At 64.0% G+C, this 16,299-nt stretch carries 18 protein-coding genes; 6 read left to right on the forward strand and 12 right to left on the reverse strand.

Features of this window, described 5'->3' with window-relative positions:
- Window positions 1–197: 197 nt before the first annotated feature.
- The 4 genes from ACIA58_RS16700 to ACIA58_RS16715 all read right to left on the reverse strand — a co-directional run bounded on the left by ACIA58_RS16700 (window position 198) and on the right by ACIA58_RS16715 (window position 3,249).
- Complete coding sequence (locus tag ACIA58_RS16700) at window positions 198–1,550, reverse strand: type II toxin-antitoxin system HipA family toxin (RefSeq protein ID WP_396404536.1); 1,353 nt, start codon at window positions 1,548–1,550, stop codon at window positions 198–200.
- Entirely contained in the window at window positions 1,547–1,846 is a 300-nt protein-coding gene (locus ACIA58_RS16705; RefSeq protein ID WP_396404537.1) for a helix-turn-helix domain-containing protein, read from the reverse strand. The genes ACIA58_RS16700 and ACIA58_RS16705 overlap by 4 nt, the downstream gene beginning before the upstream one ends.
- A gap of 130 nt (window positions 1,847–1,976) precedes the next feature.
- The gene (locus tag ACIA58_RS16710) at window positions 1,977–2,429 is read right to left on the reverse strand and encodes a GNAT family N-acetyltransferase (RefSeq protein WP_396404538.1); all 453 of its coding nucleotides are present in this window, start codon (window positions 2,427–2,429) and stop codon (window positions 1,977–1,979) included.
- 94 nt (window positions 2,430–2,523) lie between these two features.
- Complete coding sequence (locus ACIA58_RS16715) at window positions 2,524–3,249, reverse strand: hypothetical protein (RefSeq protein WP_396404539.1); 726 nt, start codon at window positions 3,247–3,249, stop codon at window positions 2,524–2,526.
- 557 nt (window positions 3,250–3,806) lie between these two features.
- On the opposite strand from ACIA58_RS16715, the gene ACIA58_RS16720 reads away from it, so the two are divergent.
- Complete coding sequence (locus ACIA58_RS16720; RefSeq protein ID WP_396404540.1) at window positions 3,807–4,112, forward strand: hypothetical protein; 306 nt, start codon at window positions 3,807–3,809, stop codon at window positions 4,110–4,112.
- Window positions 4,113–4,385: 273 nt separating this feature from the next.
- On the opposite strand, the gene ACIA58_RS16725 is transcribed toward ACIA58_RS16720, so the two are convergent.
- Both ACIA58_RS16725 and ACIA58_RS16730 read right to left on the reverse strand, forming a co-directional pair.
- Window positions 4,386–4,955 carry a GNAT family N-acetyltransferase gene (locus ACIA58_RS16725; protein WP_396404541.1) on the reverse strand — a complete coding sequence of 190 codons (570 nt, stop codon included), beginning with the start codon at window positions 4,953–4,955 and terminating at the stop codon, window positions 4,386–4,388.
- Window positions 4,956–5,200: 245 nt separating this feature from the next.
- Complete coding sequence (locus ACIA58_RS16730) at window positions 5,201–5,737, reverse strand: AAA family ATPase (RefSeq protein WP_396404542.1); 537 nt, start codon at window positions 5,735–5,737, stop codon at window positions 5,201–5,203.
- Window positions 5,738–6,083: 346 nt separating this feature from the next.
- On the opposite strand from ACIA58_RS16730, the gene ACIA58_RS16735 reads away from it, so the two are divergent.
- Complete coding sequence (locus ACIA58_RS16735) at window positions 6,084–6,641, forward strand: dihydrofolate reductase family protein (protein ID WP_396404543.1); 558 nt, start codon at window positions 6,084–6,086, stop codon at window positions 6,639–6,641.
- 52 nt (window positions 6,642–6,693) lie between these two features.
- Here the strand turns inward: ACIA58_RS16735 and ACIA58_RS16740 are convergent, their stop codons facing one another.
- Both ACIA58_RS16740 and ACIA58_RS16745 read right to left on the reverse strand, forming a co-directional pair.
- Window positions 6,694–7,161, reverse strand: a complete 468-nt coding sequence (locus ACIA58_RS16740) for a hypothetical protein (RefSeq protein ID WP_396404544.1) — start codon at window positions 7,159–7,161, stop codon at window positions 6,694–6,696.
- Entirely contained in the window at window positions 7,158–7,820 is a 663-nt protein-coding gene (locus ACIA58_RS16745; RefSeq protein WP_396404545.1) for a GNAT family N-acetyltransferase, read from the reverse strand. Before ACIA58_RS16745 ends, ACIA58_RS16740 begins: the two co-directional genes overlap by 4 nt.
- 122 nt (window positions 7,821–7,942) lie before the next feature.
- Here ACIA58_RS16745 and ACIA58_RS16750 point away from each other — a divergent pair, with 122 nt between their 5' ends.
- Window positions 7,943–8,509 (forward strand): ArsR/SmtB family transcription factor, encoded by a 567-nt coding sequence (locus tag ACIA58_RS16750; RefSeq protein WP_396404546.1) that lies wholly within the window; start codon window positions 7,943–7,945, stop codon window positions 8,507–8,509.
- Window positions 8,510–8,895: 386 nt separating this feature from the next.
- Here the strand turns inward: ACIA58_RS16750 and pip are convergent, their stop codons facing one another.
- The 3 genes from pip to ACIA58_RS16765 form a co-directional block, all read right to left on the reverse strand.
- Window positions 8,896–9,885 carry a prolyl aminopeptidase gene (pip, locus tag ACIA58_RS16755; RefSeq protein ID WP_396404547.1) on the reverse strand — a complete coding sequence of 330 codons (990 nt, stop codon included), beginning with the start codon at window positions 9,883–9,885 and terminating at the stop codon, window positions 8,896–8,898.
- 330 nt (window positions 9,886–10,215) lie between these two features.
- A complete protein-coding gene (locus ACIA58_RS16760) occupies window positions 10,216–10,941 on the reverse strand; it encodes a Type 1 glutamine amidotransferase-like domain-containing protein (protein WP_396404548.1) in 726 nt (241 codons plus the stop codon).
- 615 nt (window positions 10,942–11,556) lie between these two features.
- The gene (locus tag ACIA58_RS16765; RefSeq protein WP_396404549.1) at window positions 11,557–12,087 is read right to left on the reverse strand and encodes a hypothetical protein; all 531 of its coding nucleotides are present in this window, start codon (window positions 12,085–12,087) and stop codon (window positions 11,557–11,559) included.
- Window positions 12,088–12,490: 403 nt separating this feature from the next.
- On the opposite strand from ACIA58_RS16765, the gene ACIA58_RS16770 reads away from it, so the two are divergent.
- From ACIA58_RS16770 to ACIA58_RS16780, 3 genes are all read left to right on the forward strand, one after another.
- Window positions 12,491–13,399, forward strand: coding sequence for a hypothetical protein (locus ACIA58_RS16770; RefSeq protein WP_396404550.1), 909 nt, complete (start codon window positions 12,491–12,493; stop codon window positions 13,397–13,399).
- A 629-nt stretch (window positions 13,400–14,028) separates the two neighbouring features.
- Entirely contained in the window at window positions 14,029–14,535 is a 507-nt protein-coding gene (locus ACIA58_RS16775) for a nucleotidyltransferase domain-containing protein (protein WP_396404989.1), read from the forward strand.
- 87 nt (window positions 14,536–14,622) lie between these two features.
- Window positions 14,623–15,207, forward strand: a complete 585-nt coding sequence (locus tag ACIA58_RS16780; protein WP_396404551.1) for a hypothetical protein — start codon at window positions 14,623–14,625, stop codon at window positions 15,205–15,207.
- 237 nt (window positions 15,208–15,444) lie between these two features.
- Here the strand turns inward: ACIA58_RS16780 and ACIA58_RS16785 are convergent, their stop codons facing one another.
- On the reverse strand, window positions 15,445–15,963 hold the full coding sequence (locus ACIA58_RS16785) for a DUF4265 domain-containing protein (RefSeq protein WP_396404552.1): 519 nt from the start codon (window positions 15,961–15,963) through the stop codon (window positions 15,445–15,447).
- Between the last annotated feature and the right edge of the window lie 336 nt (window positions 15,964–16,299).

Consider the following 16,299-nt stretch of genomic DNA (forward strand, 5'->3'; position numbering starts at 1 on the left):
GAAGAGGGTCGCGACGGTGCGGACGATCTCGGCGCCCCGAGTCGGCTTCGAAGCAGTCGGCCATGAGCGCACAGCAACGATCCCGCACCTCGATCGATAGGTCGCTGCCATCTCCCGAAACAACTTTGGCGAGCGGTGTCGGATCAGGTCGGGCCGGCTCGTAGTCATGACGATTTTGACGGAACTTGCAGTTCCAGCTATGAGGATGGACGCTCTCGCTCGGGACGGGCGGCGAACTGGCCGCCCCGCGTCGAACCCCGTTGCACGCGGGGCTGGCCGCCCGCGAGAGCCCTTGCTCCACCCTCGCCCGCTGCGCGGTCTGCAACAGTCGCAATCTGCTCGCGGAGTCCGTCGAAGGCCGGCTCGAAGCGGTGACGCTCGGCCTCGCCAATCCCATGTGAGGCAGCGACTCTGCGCCAGTCGGCCGTCGCATCGCCAACTTCGCGCAGGATTCGCTGTGCGTCACGCACGTTCAGGTCAAAGGTTTCGGCGTACGTCATCAGTCCCGAGAGCTCGTCCGTTCGGCTGCGTGCGCCGCCGATTCCGGTCACGCGCGCTTCGGAAGCGATCGGGTTCGGGTTGATGTCGAAGACCGGCGACAGGCGCCACCCCCCTGCCTCACGCAGGAAGCCGTGGTTACGCAGATGGTCGTCAGTGTTGTGGATCGCAACCGAGAACGCGATCCGCCGCCACAACTCGTGAAGGTCGCTCTTGACCCGCGCGCCATGGTCGGTAAGCGTCTCCGCGACCTCGACGTAGTCGCGCACGTCGCCATCGCGTCCTTCGATCAAGGTCATCGCGCTGATGTACCCGCGACGCCGTACGCCGTCACGGTCGAACCGGTCGAGCACCAGGACATGCCGACCGTCGATCTGTAGCAGCTCACTCCCCGGGACCTCGATCCCGGCCCGCTCCGCCAGGTCCAGCGCTGTCTTCTCCCACGCCATCACATCCCAGTCATCACCGCGGTGCGGGAACTTCGCGATAAGCAAGCGATCTCCATCGCGGACCGATGCCTTTGGTCGCGCCCCACCGAGTGAACCCGAACCCGCGTCCAGTAGCGCCTTGATCGCGGCCAGGTCGTCGCTGTCGCCGGACACCTGATCAACGGCCTGCAGGAGGCGCGGCAACTCGACCAACTTCGGCACCTGGAGATCTGGATCGAGGAAAGGACCATCGGCAGCAGACCTGAATCGGAGCGCGCCCTGGCGGGTCAGGTCACTGACACCGACGAGGAAGTCGGCATCGCCGAGCGACGGCGCAGTGCGCGCCTCCCGAAGCGCCAGCGCTTGGAGGCGCTTGGTGATGAGACTCCGGCCCCACCGGTCCGGCGAGCAATCTGCGAACGCACCAGGAAGTCCATCGGCTTGTTGAGGCCCGGCAAACAACCCGAGAGCTGGGTCGATGGGATAGGCGCGCTTGTCGGCGAGGTAGCTCGGAGCGTATTGAAACGAGGTCGACGACGTACCTCGACGACGGCTGAAGTACACCGATCCGACCTCGACAGGCTCACCGTCCAGGTCGACAGAGACCAAGAGCGAAGTAGTCATCGCCGCACTCGCTTCGGAAGCACCTCGTCGGCGCGCGCCCGTCCCAGATCCGTCTCGTAGGGATCGAAGGCCTCAACCACTCGATCAAGCACACCGAGAGCCCGCGCCACGTTCAGCAGGACGTCGAGCCCCACGGTCGTCTCGCCGGTCTCCAGCCGCCGCAGGGTTCCCCGAGAGATCCCCGCCCGCTCAGCAACCTGCGCAGCGGTCAGCCCTTCGAGCTTGCGCCACGCAGCCAGATGCTCCCCAATCCGCTCCGCCCCCAACCGAGCCCGAGCCGACATTGGCCTAGCCATTACTCCACCTACCATCTTAATGACCGCTGCGTGAACCACTATACCTGATAATGGTTCACATAGCGGTCATCAGAATCGACCCGCAGAATCGACGACGGTGCAGGCTCGGTACGCCGCCGCGATCCGGGCATCAGTTCGGGGTGTACGCGAGCTGGACTTCTTGGTCGGATTCGCTGTTCAGTTCGAAGCCGAGGCGTTCGTAGAGCGTGCGTGCTCTGGTGTTGTCGCGCTCGACGGTGAGCACCAGAGGCTTGCCTGCGGATCGGCTTTCGTCTTGCAGGGCGGTGACGAGTTCGGTACCGATTCCTCTGCGCTGGAAGTCCGGATGGATCTGCAGGCCGCCGAGGAAGATCCGGTCGTCGAAACGTACGACGCGCAGCCGGCCGACCGGCACCCCGTCGTACTCGACGATCGACAGAATGCTTTCCGGCTCGTCCAGACCGAAGTAGCCGTTGATTGCCTCGGTCATGCCCCGCCGCTGCTCCTCGACATCGATCGAGGGATCGGCCTGCGCCTGGACGTTCGCCAGCACAGAGGCCAGCACCGGGATGTCATCTCGCGTCGCGGTCCTCAGTGTGATCATCAATCCAACGTTCCACCGACATCCACCAGCGACAAACGATTATCTCGACGCAGCCGGCTGAACCTGCTGATCGAGCAACCGATCCGTTCAGCGGTCAGCCGTTCGGGTCCGCCGGCGATGGTTGCGTGCTGCCCGTCGGCTCTGGCCACGATGCCGGGGGCGGTCCAAACGCGCGGCGGCCGGCCTTGACCGCCAGAGCGGCGAGGGCAGCGTTGGCACCGCCACCAATTACAAGGCCGATGCCGAACGGTGCCACTCGACCGAGGACGATGATCCCCTGCTTGGTCCCGTACTTCGTGACGAAGTTCTTTCCCAATACCTTGTTGATCTGACGCAGCGTCTCGACCGGCACCTTGGCAACCACCTGACGTCCCCAGTGCTGCCCGGTGCGCTCGGCGACCTTGCCGATGGTGGCGGAGCCGGACCCACCGAGCAGGATCCCCATCACGATCGTCCGGCGGCGTTCGATCTCGTCGATGGGCACTCCGTGGACCTCGGCGATCGACAGCGCGAAGAGGGCGCTCAACTCCAGAGTTGAAAAGCTCTCGCCTGCCGACAGGGCCAGTGCGACTCCCGTGCCAACGCCGGGCGCGGCCGCAACTCCTCCAACTGCGGCACCCGTCCCGGTCAAGGCGCTGACGTACATCCGCTCCAGACTGCGGATCACCTGCGCTGGTGTCGCCTCCGGGTTCCGCTGGCGGGCACGAGCGATGTTCTTGTACACCAGTGAACTTTGAACGGCGATCGCCTTGTCCATGATCGCGAGCACTCGTTGCCCGGCCGCCCCCGGCCCTGATCCGTCGTGGGCATCTGTTTCCATGCCTTGAACTCCCCCTAGGTCGTCATGTCCCAGTGAGTCTCCCACTGAAGCAGCACCTCGCGTCAGGGTGTCCTCGGCGCTGCTGAGGGCCCAATGGCAGGCGGATGTCAGGCAGATGTCCGGTCGCGTTCATGGTGATGTCCGCTCGACCGGCAGGAAGCTTCTCGGCACAAAGTGTGCCAACCGCAACGGTGAGGTGACGCTAAGTGATACCGGAACTGTGGTCCCTCTGGCTGATGGCCGGCGTGCTCTACGCTTTCATGCTGCGCGATATAGCGCGGGAGGTGCGTGGCGAATGACGACCGCCTGGCCCGCTGTTCCAGTTCGCAGGCGCGTCCGTGTCTGGTTCGGCGTACACGTCATTGCGGACTACACGGATGAGCCGGCCGCGGCCCTGCGCTATCACGCCGCGATGACCAGACGTTTCGCGAGCCTCCGGGTAACCATCGAGCCGGCTCCTGCGACGGTGAATCCAGATGCTTCTGACTCGTGAACGGCCGGCACCGGCGTGGCTCGTGGTTCCGGTTCTGGGAACGCCGTCTGACGAGGTGCCGCCGATGTTGCTCGGCTATGCCCGGCGAGACCTGTATCTGTCCGATCCACACATCGAAGAGCTGAAGCGCGAATTCAGCACGATCGCCAAGCTCGAGGGCTGCACCATGGGCCCGGTGTACGTCGAGGATCCAGCCTCGGCGCCCGCCGCCTTCGACGCCCTGGTCCATTCGGCCAGCTGCGACGAGATCACCACAGTGTTGCTGCCGGAGTGGCGACACCTGGCCCTGGTCGGGAACCCCGCATCGATCAAGCACCAGTTCGAGCGGGTCACGGGGGCGCACTTCCTCCTGTACGACTCCGACCCCTGAACCTACGAGCAGATCCCACAATCCGGCTGGCGCGGGACGCGAAGACGAGCCCGTCCTGCGCCAGCCGTTCCAACACTGAAACCCGAGTGCTTCAACTGCGCCGGATCGGCGTACATCCGACGGCCGGCCCCGTCCTGAAGCAGCGCCCCACCAGCAGCTGTGACGCGCGCACCGGCGGCGTCCGGTCGGTCTGCGGGGCTGCTGCTGCCTGGCACAACGTAGAGGTGTTCGATGGCTGGCGTGGGTGCCGGACGGTCCGATCCGGGCACAGACCTACCACTCCTCTGCGATCCACAATGGTGACCGGAGGAAACTCTCTCGGCCGCGCTGTCCCTTGTCAGTTAGGAAACGCATCAGCATCATGTCCGTCGACTCTGCTGCCTTCGTCGGCTCGGGCCCGACCACTGTGCGTGCTCCAGGCATGGACGTCCATCCGCAGCTAGCGTAGAAGCCTTCGAGGTCGGGGTTGCAATAGACAATTCCGAGGTCGGCGTCGCTTGCGTCGATGCGGCGGACAGCCTCGGCCACAAGCTTCTTGGCCCAGCCTTCCCCTCGGAATGACGGGTAGGTCAGCACAGCGGTTGGGCTGCGGACCTCGTAGGAGACGTTCTCATGTTCGAGGGTGACGCGGACGAGTTCCAGATGACTGACGACCAGGCCATGCGCCACATACAGAAGGTGGTACGGCGTCAGGTCCGATCTCGTGATCCAGTCTCTATAGCGGAGTTCCCCGGTGAAGCCCTCTGGCCACTGCAAACGGAGGAACGACAGAACCTGGCACCTCAGCAGTGCCGGAAATGCGGCGTCATCGAACTCAACGAACTCGATCTCTCGGGTGTCCATGTCCCCAGCCTCAGGCAGGGCCCGGTGGCGGCGCCAGTCAGTTTGCACAGGCCCGTTCATGTGTCCTTTGACGTGCCCCAAACTGCCCTCACCAAGCGTCAATGACCACACCTAACCTGCGGACAAGAACCCCACTCGTAACGCGTCGCTCCTTGGTAACGCCGTTGCCAAGGAGCGCTGGACGACCATGCAGGCCAGCCGACAGTCTGGGCCGACCGAGGCCATCCGGCCGGGACGGCGCGTGTTTACACCCAGCCGGCCGCCGTGGCCACGGCCTTTGCTACGTCGGCCACCGGGCGATCGGTGGCTACCGTGAAGTCCTCCACACCGGCCAGGTCGAGGATCTGCTCGAGTTCCCGCGAGCGCCGCAGGTGCCATCGGAGACCGTCGTCCCCATTCCCGTGCCGCTGCATGAGCCGCTGCCGGATGACCGCCAGATCCGCGCTCAACCTACACACGGCGAGATCAACGCCGATCGCTTCGGCATACCGCTCCCGACCAGCTCGGCTCTCGACAACGCCCGCCAGCACCAAGCGGTCCGCGCCCGCGGCGAGGTAGTTGCGTGCCACACTCCGAAGGTTGCGCAACTCCAAGGCGAAGTTGAACGGGTCATCCGTCGCGCTGGGCCAGTAACGAGCCAGCCAGTCCAGATCGATGACAGCGTGCGGAATCGCGGCTCCAGCAAGCAACTCCCCGACAGCCTCCGCCACCGAGGTCTTGCCCACCCCCACGGAGCCGGTGATGAGCAAAGCCCGCTGCGAACGATCCCCGTCAGCGCCCATAGAACGATCTTCCCCGATCTACAGCTCAAGGAGGCTGAGCCTCCCGGCTAATGCAACAGGCCTGTCTCCCGAGCGGGAAACCGGCATTTGAGTTTCTGATGGAGCTTCGGAGATTCGAACCCTGCGCACTTCCATGCCAGGGGTTTCCGGACCGATCGCGTCCCTGGGACCGACCGATCGGGGAGTCGGTGCACGTTCAGAACCGTCCATCGCTGTGCGCGGTCGTTGCCTCCCGACAGCCGCCGCGCTCCGTGCGGTCCACACGGCTTGTTGCGGCCTGGGGCTTCAGTGAGGTGGTGCGGCGAACGACGGACGCGCCGCCGTAGCGGCGTTAGACTCGCCGGCCATGGGACTCCTCACCTTCAGCCTCAACCTGACCCTGGACGGTTGCGTCGACCATCAGGAGGGGATCGCCGACGACGAGACGCACGCCTTCTTCACCCGTCTCATGGACGAGCGCGGGGCAATGCTGTGGGGTCGCGTCACCTACGAGATGATGGAGAGCTACTGGCCGGCCGTCGCCCGCGGCGACGAGGAAGCGCCGCCGGCCCTGCGCGAGTGGGCGGTCAAGCTTGAGGCCAAGCCCAAGTACGTGGTGTCGTCGACGCGCACGGACTTCCCTTGGACCAACAGCCACCAGATCGCCGGCGATCTGCGCGAGGGCGTGCAGAAACTCAAGGACGCGACCCCTGCGGGGGTCCTCCTAGGAAGCGGCAAGCTCGCGACCGAGCTCGACCGGCTGGACCTGATCGACGAGTACCAGCTGCTTGTCCATCCCAGGATCGCCGGCCACGGCCCGACGCTGTACCAGGGCGGCCTGCCCGCCACGCGCCAACTCGAACTGCTCTCAGCGGAGCCCCTCCGCAACGGCGTGGTGGCCATGCACTACCGCCGCGCGCGCTGAATCACAGAGCCGACACAGCCGACATAACTGCAGACTTAGACGCCGTGCATTGTCACCCTACGAATGCCGCCCAGCCCTTGCCAGCATCGCGTTCGAGCGCGCGTAGGTACACGCTGAGCTTTCCGTAGACGATGTAGACCGCCTCGCGATAGATCATGTGCTGAACAAAAGGTGACGCGACGAAGCCGCCGCGATCGATCCTGTCGATGCCCAGTTCTTCCTCGCTGAACTTGTCCAGAGCTGCCTTCATCGCCTCATCCTGCGCATTGAACCACGTGCGCAGGTTGGCGACCGTGATTGGAGCCGGGGCCGGCAACTGCCGGTGGGCCCAATCGAGAGAGAACGTTTCGAAGGAATGGGTGTAGACGCCTTGGAGCTCTCCCATCTCGACAAGCAGTTCGCCGAGGGTCGGGTTGTTGCCGGGCAACTTGTAGGCGAGGTCGGCGTCGGACACCAAGGTCAAGAGGTGATCACGCATGCTGTGATGCCCGCGAATCTCCTCCTCGAACAGCCGGTTCATAGTTCATCTCCCTGTGCTGGTTGGTAGTCCGAGAGCTCGGGCCGGAGCCCTTGATCCGTCAGGCCGACGTTCCGGCTGACGATCCATCGGTGCCTGCCGATCTGACGAACGCGCTCGAACCCGTAGTCCTCGTACAGTTCGACCGACATCTCGAACAGGAACCGGCCATGCGCAGTACGTCCCGCGGTCACCTCAGGGAGCGCCTCGACGAGGCCACCGCCGGCCAGTGCGATGAGATCCAGCGCGCCTTCCAGCGCAGCCCGGCCGACACCTCGGCGACGGTGCCGCGTATCGGTGTAGTAGCAGGTGATGCGCCAATCCGGCGACGGTGGCGGATCCTCCTCGTAAGCCAGGCGGTTGTGCTCGATGATCGGTTGCTCCGACAGCCTGCCGTACTTCGCCCAGCCCTGCACCACACCGTCCGCATCGAAGACCAGCGCGGCGTGAGCACGTCCCGCCCGGACCAGCTCATGCTTCTTCGCCCGCTTGTCGTACGTCTGGCCGCGGTAGGTCCGCCCATCCTCCATTGCATGGTGGCCCATGCACCAGCAACCGCCGAACACACCGCCGTTGCGCTCCACCAACTCCGCGAACGCATCCCAGGTCGACTCATCCAGGGCGCGGACCGTATAAGGCCGGGCCGTCACGTCGTCAGGCATCCAATACCTCGTCGTTCGTCGTCCGTCCCGAAGCCCGCCCAAGGCCGTCGCGTCGACACGGCCTCGCCGGACGAGACTGATTCAAATCATTCGATCAGTGCTCGCGGTACACTATACGAGAAATGTCGACCAGTCAGCAGGTGCCGGATTACGAGCTCGACGACGTACACATCGTCACCTCGAACCAAGAGCTCAAGGCGATGTTCGATCCCTTCCGCGGCGCGCTGCTCCAATTGCTGCTCGAACGGGCAGCCTCGGTGCAAGAACTCGCGATCGCCGTGCAGCGCCCGAAGAGCACCGTTGCCTATCACGTCGGCCTGCTGGTCGAGGCCGGGATGCTCAAGGTCGTCCGCACCCGCATGATCCGAGGTCAAGAGGAACGCTTCTATGGACGAACTGCCCGACTCTTCGGAGTTGGTCAGATCACCCCTGAGCAGACCGAGTTGATTCCCAACCCGATGGCAGAGTGGGCCGCCGAAACCGGCCCCGCTCACGCCAACGACAGACTTCGAGCCATCAAGCGCTATGCCTGGATAGACGACGACGTTGCCAACGAGTTCTGGGACCGTGTCCTCGAGCTGGTCAACGAGTTCTCCCAGCTACCAAGCAGCGGTCGAGGTCAAGCTCACGCGTTCATGACCACGTTCTATCCGACCGAGCACCCCCGGCTGCCAGAACGCCAGGATTAGCCACACGACCAGATCACAGATCACGACGGACCGGGAGCACGCGGCCGGCGTGTAGATCGGCCGACTGATCCTGCTGAGCAAGGCGCCAAACGCGCAGTCCTCCCGCATCGCCGGGACCTGCACATGGCAGTTGTCGCTCAGTCAGTCACTCATCAGCCGCACTTGACCCGTCAGCGCCGGTTGGCATCCGCTGGTGTCTCGGTCTCGGTCTCGGTCTCGGCATCGACGCCGAAGGCGCCTGTCAAACGCAGGAGGGCCGTGCGGCCGAGTCGGCAAGCTGGGTCGAGGTCTCCGAACCACCCACCGTCGAACCGGTGTGAAGCTCGCTTGGCGGCGCTGGATCGGAGGCTGCCTTCGGCGGTTGCCGAGATGGTCCGAGCGACGGGCTACTTGCGGCGCTCTCGCTCCAGTCTGCCAGCGTGGCGGCCATTGGCGAGGCACCATGCTTCGACCATTGATGGTCCACCGTGGCCCTCGTCCTCTACGACGATCAGCTCGCTGCCGGGCCAACTGCGGTGGAGCCGCCACGCAACCACCACTGGGCCGCTCACATCGCGACGTCCGTGGATCAGCGTGGCGGGGATGTCATGTAGTCGTTCCATCCGATCGAGGATCGGTGGATCCAGGAACGCGTCGTGCGCCCAGTAGTGCGTCACCAGGGTCGCAAAAGCATGTCTGTAGTCCGGATCGTCCCAGCGCCCTCCGGTGTGCGTGGCTTCACTGCCGATCGACACGTGGCTGTCCTCCCAGTCAATCCACGCGTACGACGCGGCGTCGCGCACGACGGGATCGGCGTGGGTCATCAGGCGGGCGTAGGCCTCGATCAACCGGCCTTCACCACGACGGTATCCAACACCTGCCAGCTCCGCATGACTAGCGACGCGGTCCCAGGCTTCGGGATAGATCGCCCCGACTGTCTCGGTGATCCAATCCACCTGAAATCGATCGGTCGTCGTGACTGCCATCAGTACGACGCCTGTGACCCGGTCCGGATGCACCTGGGCATAGGCGAGTGCAAGCGTCGATCCCCAGGACACACCGTTGACCAGCCAGCGTTCGACACCCAAGTGTTCGCGGACTCTTTCGATGTCGTCGACAAGGAAGCTGGTCGAGTTCTCACCGAGGTCGTAGCCCGGCGTTGTCACGCGTGGCGTGGAGCGGCCGCAGCCACGCTGGTCGAGACCGATGATCCGGAATTTGGCCGGATCGAACTTGGTCCGATAGCCGCCCTCGTTGAGCGAACCACCGGGTCCACCGTGCAGATACACAGCCGGAACACCGTCTGGATTTCCCGACTCTTCCCAATAGATCTGATGCACTCCACCAACCGGCAGCACTCCCGAAGCCCGCACCGGCGCCTTCTCGAACAGGTTCACGCCGCCATCATCTCGGATGGTCGAACAGCAGGCAGCGCTACGTAGCGACCTCGGAGGCCCCGGCTCATCCGAGTAGGAGCTGAATATGTCTGAACAGTGCGAACTGGACACCCACGGGAACTGCGCCGCACCTTCGTCTCCCTGCTATCGAGTCAGGGCGTGCCGATCGAGGACATAGCCGCACTGGCAGGACACATCAGCACGGTCGTGACGGAGAAGGTCCACCGGCACGAGCTGCGGCCCTGTGCTCGAACCGGTGCGTCCATGGAAGTCCAGCTCGATCCGCCGCAGCTATCGCGGTTGCCTCCCGGCTAGCCTCCCGTGCGGCGGTCATCGGGAGTCCGATGTCGCGCCTAGATACCTGGCCGGCAAACGCTCCTCGGATAGCCCGGTATCGCCCAGGAAGACAGCGTAGGCACTCGCGTCGGGACGTGAGCTGACGACGTTCGCCAGGTGCCCATTGGTGAAGTGCAATGCAACGCTGTCCTCGGCGGCGTAACCGGCCGGGAAGCCGGCCCGGACCAGGCTGAGAAAGGTGTCACGCCGGAGAGCCTCGCCGTCGTAATGGGGGCAGGCGCTGCCGGGAAGGAACCCGAGCCCGTCGGCCAGTGGACCGCAGCCGTTCGTGTCAAACGAGTCCGTCACCGAGGCCTCGAACCAGCAATTCATCCCAGCGCTGATCCCGGCCATGATCACGCCAGCTCGGTAGGCCTTCTCGAGCGCTGCGTCGAGTCCGTGCAGCCGCCAGATGGCGAGCAGGTTCGCGGTGTTGCCACCGCCCACGTCGACGACGTCCTGGTCCAGGATCAAGGCGTCCAGGTCGGCCACCGAGCGTTTGAAGAGGGACAGCACTGTCGCTTCCGCACGATCCGGGCCGAAGGCTGCCAGGAAGCGATCGCTGTACCCCTCGGAGTCGCCGCTGGCGGTCGGAACGAAACAGACCCGGGGCCTGCGGTCCGTCGGCACCAGCGAGAGCAGGTAGTCGTCCACCAGCGGATTGTCCGGCTCCATCGAGAAGCCGCCACCGCCCAACGCCACAATCTGCGAATCAACCATCGGCGTTCCAATCCAATTTCTCCGTGGTCACGGCTACAAGCTCATGCAGGCGACCCTCCCGCCTGAGGTCGGTCCACGTCGCCACCCCCATCAGCTGGCACGTCCGCACAGCCATCGTCGGCGAAAGCAAGATCCAACCAGGCCGCCCCCTGAGCAAACGCCTCGGCCCCGCCCGAGCTTGGACTGGGCCTGAGAAGTCCTACAGGCGCGGGCTGCGGCCGGTGCTCGGGACAGCAGCGAAGAAGATAGACGAGATCTTCCCCGATCTGCAGCTCACGGAGACCTAGCCTCTCCGGTCATGCAAGAGACCAGTCTCCCAAACGGAAGCCGGCCTCTGAGCTGCGGTGGAGCTTAGGGACTCGAACCCCTGACCTCTTCTATGCCATGGGCGGGGATCGTATGGCTGGCCTACACGGAACAACGCTCATTCCCTTACCTACAAGGCGTTTTCGCCATCCTGGTTCCTGCGGGTTGGAGCCACTTCAAGACCGTTGTTACGCGTGGTTCGCTCCCAAAATCCTCCCACGGTGGTAGGCGGTCAGATAGCCTGCCGGCTCCTCTCCCCCGTTGCGAATTGCGGCTCGCAGATCGTGCACCGATCGGATCGCGAGTTGGTCAGTGATCACGTTCCGTTGGTTCGGACAGCAACTTGATTCGGCCACGGGCACGCCTGGGCAAGTAGAACGCCTCGGCGAGTATGGAGGCAGGCGCAACGGCGAGCAGCAGGTACCAAGGCGAATTGGTCACGCTCCCCAGCACGCTGAAGGTCAGCACGAGCAGCGCCAAGACGATGCGGAGAGGCTTGCGTATCTGCCCGTACTCCCGCAGCTGATGGCTGGCGATTCGCAGAGCGGCCACCCGTATCTCTGGATCCTCGGGTACAGGTCCGCGCATGGCGGCGCGATGCGCGGCCTTCAACTTTTCGGTCGGGATGTCTCCCTCGACCGCGCGCATCTTGCGCTGTTCTTTGTCAAACCAGAATGCCATGGGGATGCCGAAGGCGACGCCCAGGATGAGCCCACTGACGATGGTCTCTGTCCAACTCGAGCCGTCGTTCCTGATAAAGCTCCCCATCCCAGTTCCAAAGCCGGCCCCAGCGATCAGGGCTACGACCCACTTCGGGGCGGCCGAGAGATAGTTACGCACCCGCTCATCATCGCCGAATACGCCGCGCTCTTGCTAAGCGGCGCGCGCTGGCAGGTGCCGGGCCCTCAAGGTATGAGCTTGGCCGTCCAGTGTCCGACGTCGGTCACCACAGTTCGCAGAATCCTTAATTTAAAGTCGATCGGTCGATCACGAAGGATCGCGAACGGCGGCGTACTGCAACCGCTACTGCAACCGCGTCGACGACGGTCAGGTGCAGGCCAATCCTTCGCCTCTCGCGGCTTGCGGCGCTTCGCGCTGGGGTCTGGCTGCATGCGCGGAGACTGGTTCGAGGCCAGCCGTCTGCAGCCAATCGACCGCCCAGGCGAGGCGTTCTGCTGGCGAGACCGCAGGAGATCTTCGATGTAAGCATCCGACCCGCTCAGTGGGCCTCATAATGGCAGGCATGGACGATTCGACTACGGCCAAGCTCGCATTGGTGATATCTGTCGCCGTGGCCTTGTGGGAGTTGGTCAAATACTTGCTTGAGGGAGGCCGCGTTCGGGTCCGGATGAATCCGGCCCTCGTCGATGATTATCGCATCCGCCGGTCGACCCGATCGTGGCCAAACCTGAAGGCGGCCGTCGTCAAAGAGGGTGGCTGGTATATGGAAGCCGTGGAAGTTGAAATTGAAAATATCAGTCGCTCCGCGGTAACTCTCTCAGATGTGAATTTGGATTTCGGGCGGTCTGGCAGATTTCGTCTTGGCCATCACTCGATTGGCCCAGCGCCGATGAAGTTTGGTCAGGGGTCGACTGACTCGACGGTTCGACTGGAGCCATTCGATCGAGTTACGTACGTCTTCGATGCGTGGAGCGCGATCGATGCGGCGCGCGAGAGTAGAACGAACCTGGGGATGCGTCCACTTCGTCGAATGCGAGCGTCGGTTCGTGTGGCTGGCAAACGCTGGCGTACTCGGTCTCCCTGGCGAAAGTCGTGGCGCATCCTTGAGGGTCGGCGCTCGTTCATGGATCAGGACCCGCCAGTTCACATGGTTGCTTTTCAAAGCATCATGCGCTGGCTCGGTGACCGAGACGAGGGAACGGTCGATTCAAGGACGATTTCAGTTGCGCTCGACATCGGCAAGATGTATCCCGTGAGTGGAGCAGCGCCTACGAAGGAACAAATCGCCGAGCTCCTCGCAAAGCATACCTCCAGTCAGTCGCGGGCCAAGGAGAAAGACGTCCAGGATAGATATGCTGCCTTTCGTATCGCAATCGATCTTCAGCGGTGCTATCCGAGTTCGCAATCGCTTTCTGCCTCTGCCGCTTCAACTTCACCCGCGCCTCTAGGCGGAGCCGATGAGACGTCTTGACGCTTACGTGTCAAGACCACGGGCAGATCTCCCGCATCGCCCCGATAGCTGCCGACCTTAGGTTCGGTGCGGGGCGGGTCAAGGGTCGGAGATCCCGGAGGGACGCCGCAGGCGCCCTTGACGCGTGCCGTGCCGGGCCGTCCGTTCCATGATTGCTAGCGGGGCGATGCGGGAGCCCACGGACAGGCGCGCGGCCTGGGCAACCCAGCGCGAGATGCGTGGCCGGCCTTTCCAGCTATGGCGACAGGGGGTCGAGCCTTGACGGCGAGTTCGGCTGTCTTCGATCCTGCACCCTTTGGCACGTGCGCGCCAAGCCAAGGGACGCGCCCAGAGCGCAGCGAAGCGGAGCGGCGAGCAGGCGGCCCGCCCTGTGGTGGCGACGCGCTTTCGGGCCCCCTGGAGGGCCCGTCTTGAAGACGTAGAGAAACTTGTCAGACCGAACGAAGAAGCCAACTGTCCTCCGTCGGATGATGCGCGACACTCGTCCGCGACAGTCGAAAGCGCGGATCGCGGCAGATCCGTGCGTCGCTGGGGATTCACGGCCGGCAGACTTCCAGTTCCGAGGTGGGTTGCGACTGCAGTAATGGAGTTGCCTGGCCTGAGAGTCTGAGGGCATGACGGAACACGCTATGCCGCCAGAAGCGGCGCGCACGTTGATTACGGCCCTGCAGGGGCACGGAGTCGCAGCATGCGTTGGCGGAGGTTGGGCAGTCGATGCACTAGTAGGGAAACAGACCCGGGAACATCTAGATCTCGACATCTGGGTAGACGCCGTTGACTTCGAAGGTCTCGTCGCAGCCTTCGCCGACCAAGGAGTCGATCGGCTCTACCCTTGGCCCGGCGACCGTCCCTGGAACTTCGTCTTGCATGATGGCCACAGTCGTCGCGTAGATCTTCACCTCTACGAGACTCTGAGCGACGGCCGACTTCACTACGGCAGTCTCAACGCGCCGTTCATGTTCACTCAAGAGGACCTCTCGGGTGAGGGTGAGATTGCCGGCGTCTCTGTTCAATGCGAACGTCCTGAATTCGCCTTGGAGAACCACACCGGCTATGAGTTGCGTGAGACCGACCGACACGACGTCGCTGTGCTCTGCGAGCGCTTCGCGCTCCAGCCGCCAGAGAACTTCCGCTAGGAACACCTAGCCGGTGCGCGCTCATCGGCACGACCTCGCTTCACTGTCGGCGGCAGATCAGTGCGTTGTGGCGGCTATGGTCCTCGGGTGATCGAGACCCTGGTGCGAGCCTTCCCAACGCGCCTGCACGCCGCCGCGTCGGAGGTCGTCGGGTCGCTACCAGCAAGCGACTACGAGCCGGCTGGGGATATCGCGACAACCTACAAACGTGCCTGTCCGGGCCTCCGTCTCGGGAGCGAACAGGTGTCCATCCCCTGCAGGATCTATAACCCGAGGCCCGAGCAGTCGCTCCTCCAACAGCTCGACGACGAACGCTCGCTCGTCTTGTCCTGCATCTACTCCCGTCATCACGATGGATTCGTCCGCCAAGAGTTCGTGTCCCGGATCCTTGCGTCGGACGACGCCTGCATCATTCCGTTCGTTGTCCAGCTCCTCGGCGAGTACGTCGTCGAGATCTGTGCCGACGTCGAGCGCTTCGTCCTCGAGCGCCTGCCGACTCGCCCGAACATGGTCCAGGGTTTCGCGACCTTCCTCGCCGACAATCCGTGCTACGCGGCGCTCACCGAACAGCGTGCGACCAGCTACTGGTCCTGCTACTGCCGCCGCCAGTACCCATCACGACAGAGCTACCCTGGCCTTGTCGCGTTGGATGCACTGCGCACGACGGCCTGACCTCTGAGCGCCGCAACGTCACCCAAGTGGAACCAACGCCCTCAATTCGGCAGATCCGTGCGTTGCTCCGACACATGGACAGGGTCCTAGCCTGTCGCACATCAGTTGGCGGAGATGCGTCGCAGATCTGTTGGCGGATCACACCTAGGCGCAATGCATGTCCTGTGACGGCTGATGCTTGACAGTCGCGTGCCAGCTGATGGTTGTCACCGGCATGACCGCGCGGAACGCGGCATGTCAGCGTGTCCTCTGGCGGCCGGACTCGTAGACGAAACGCCCCTCAAGTTCGCCGCTCTGAAGCGCGTCTGCGACGGCCTGGGCTGCATCTGGCGGGCATGAAAGCGCCATGAGTTTGGCGCTGTACGCCTCGACCAGGCATCCCATCCCGCCGAACTCAGTGAGGATCTGACGTATCTGATCCGAGTCGCCATGCTCGAGCCAGATCCGGAACGTGTAGTTGCGGCTGTCCTTCGAGATACCCGTCGCCACCAGGGATCCCTCCGCAGAGGCCACGACTGCAACCTCATCGCCGTAGTTCAGGTCGTAGGCGAACATTGGGATGGCTCGAATCTCAACCCTGTCTTGGCCAGCCAGCCGCTTGGCGACCAAGCCCTCCCATATCTGGCCGCTTTCGCCATGTTCGGGCAACCCGAGCCACACCGTGACATCGGCCTCAAGCGAGTCCGGCACGGGGACGAGTTGCCCAACCACCAGCGAGCACGTCACCGTGGGGTGTTCCTTGTACTGGTGATCCACCCCGTGACCCTATTCGTAGGCCGACGGAGCACCCGTACGAGCGTCGTCCCCTCAGTCTCCTAGACCAGGGTGTCAACCATCAGCTGGCACGGAAACGTCAGACATCAGGGTGGCACACGACAGCTAGGCGCAATGCAGCTTGGGTTCGTCAGCGGGTCTTCTGCCGAGTCGGAAAAGACTACGTCGCGGCGGTTCGCGAGCTGGCCCCGGAGCTTCGTCGCTCTGGTCACCAACGCTTGCCTCCGGTCGTCCGGGTCGACGTCCCCAGCCCAGACCCCGATCGCGACCTTCCGGTCTCGCTACCTCTGAGCATCGCGTCGACCTACGAGCTGCTCC

This window comes from Kribbella sp. NPDC051586 (assembly GCF_044453965.1).
In the GTDB taxonomy this organism is placed as follows: domain Bacteria; phylum Actinomycetota; class Actinomycetes; order Propionibacteriales; family Kribbellaceae; genus Kribbella.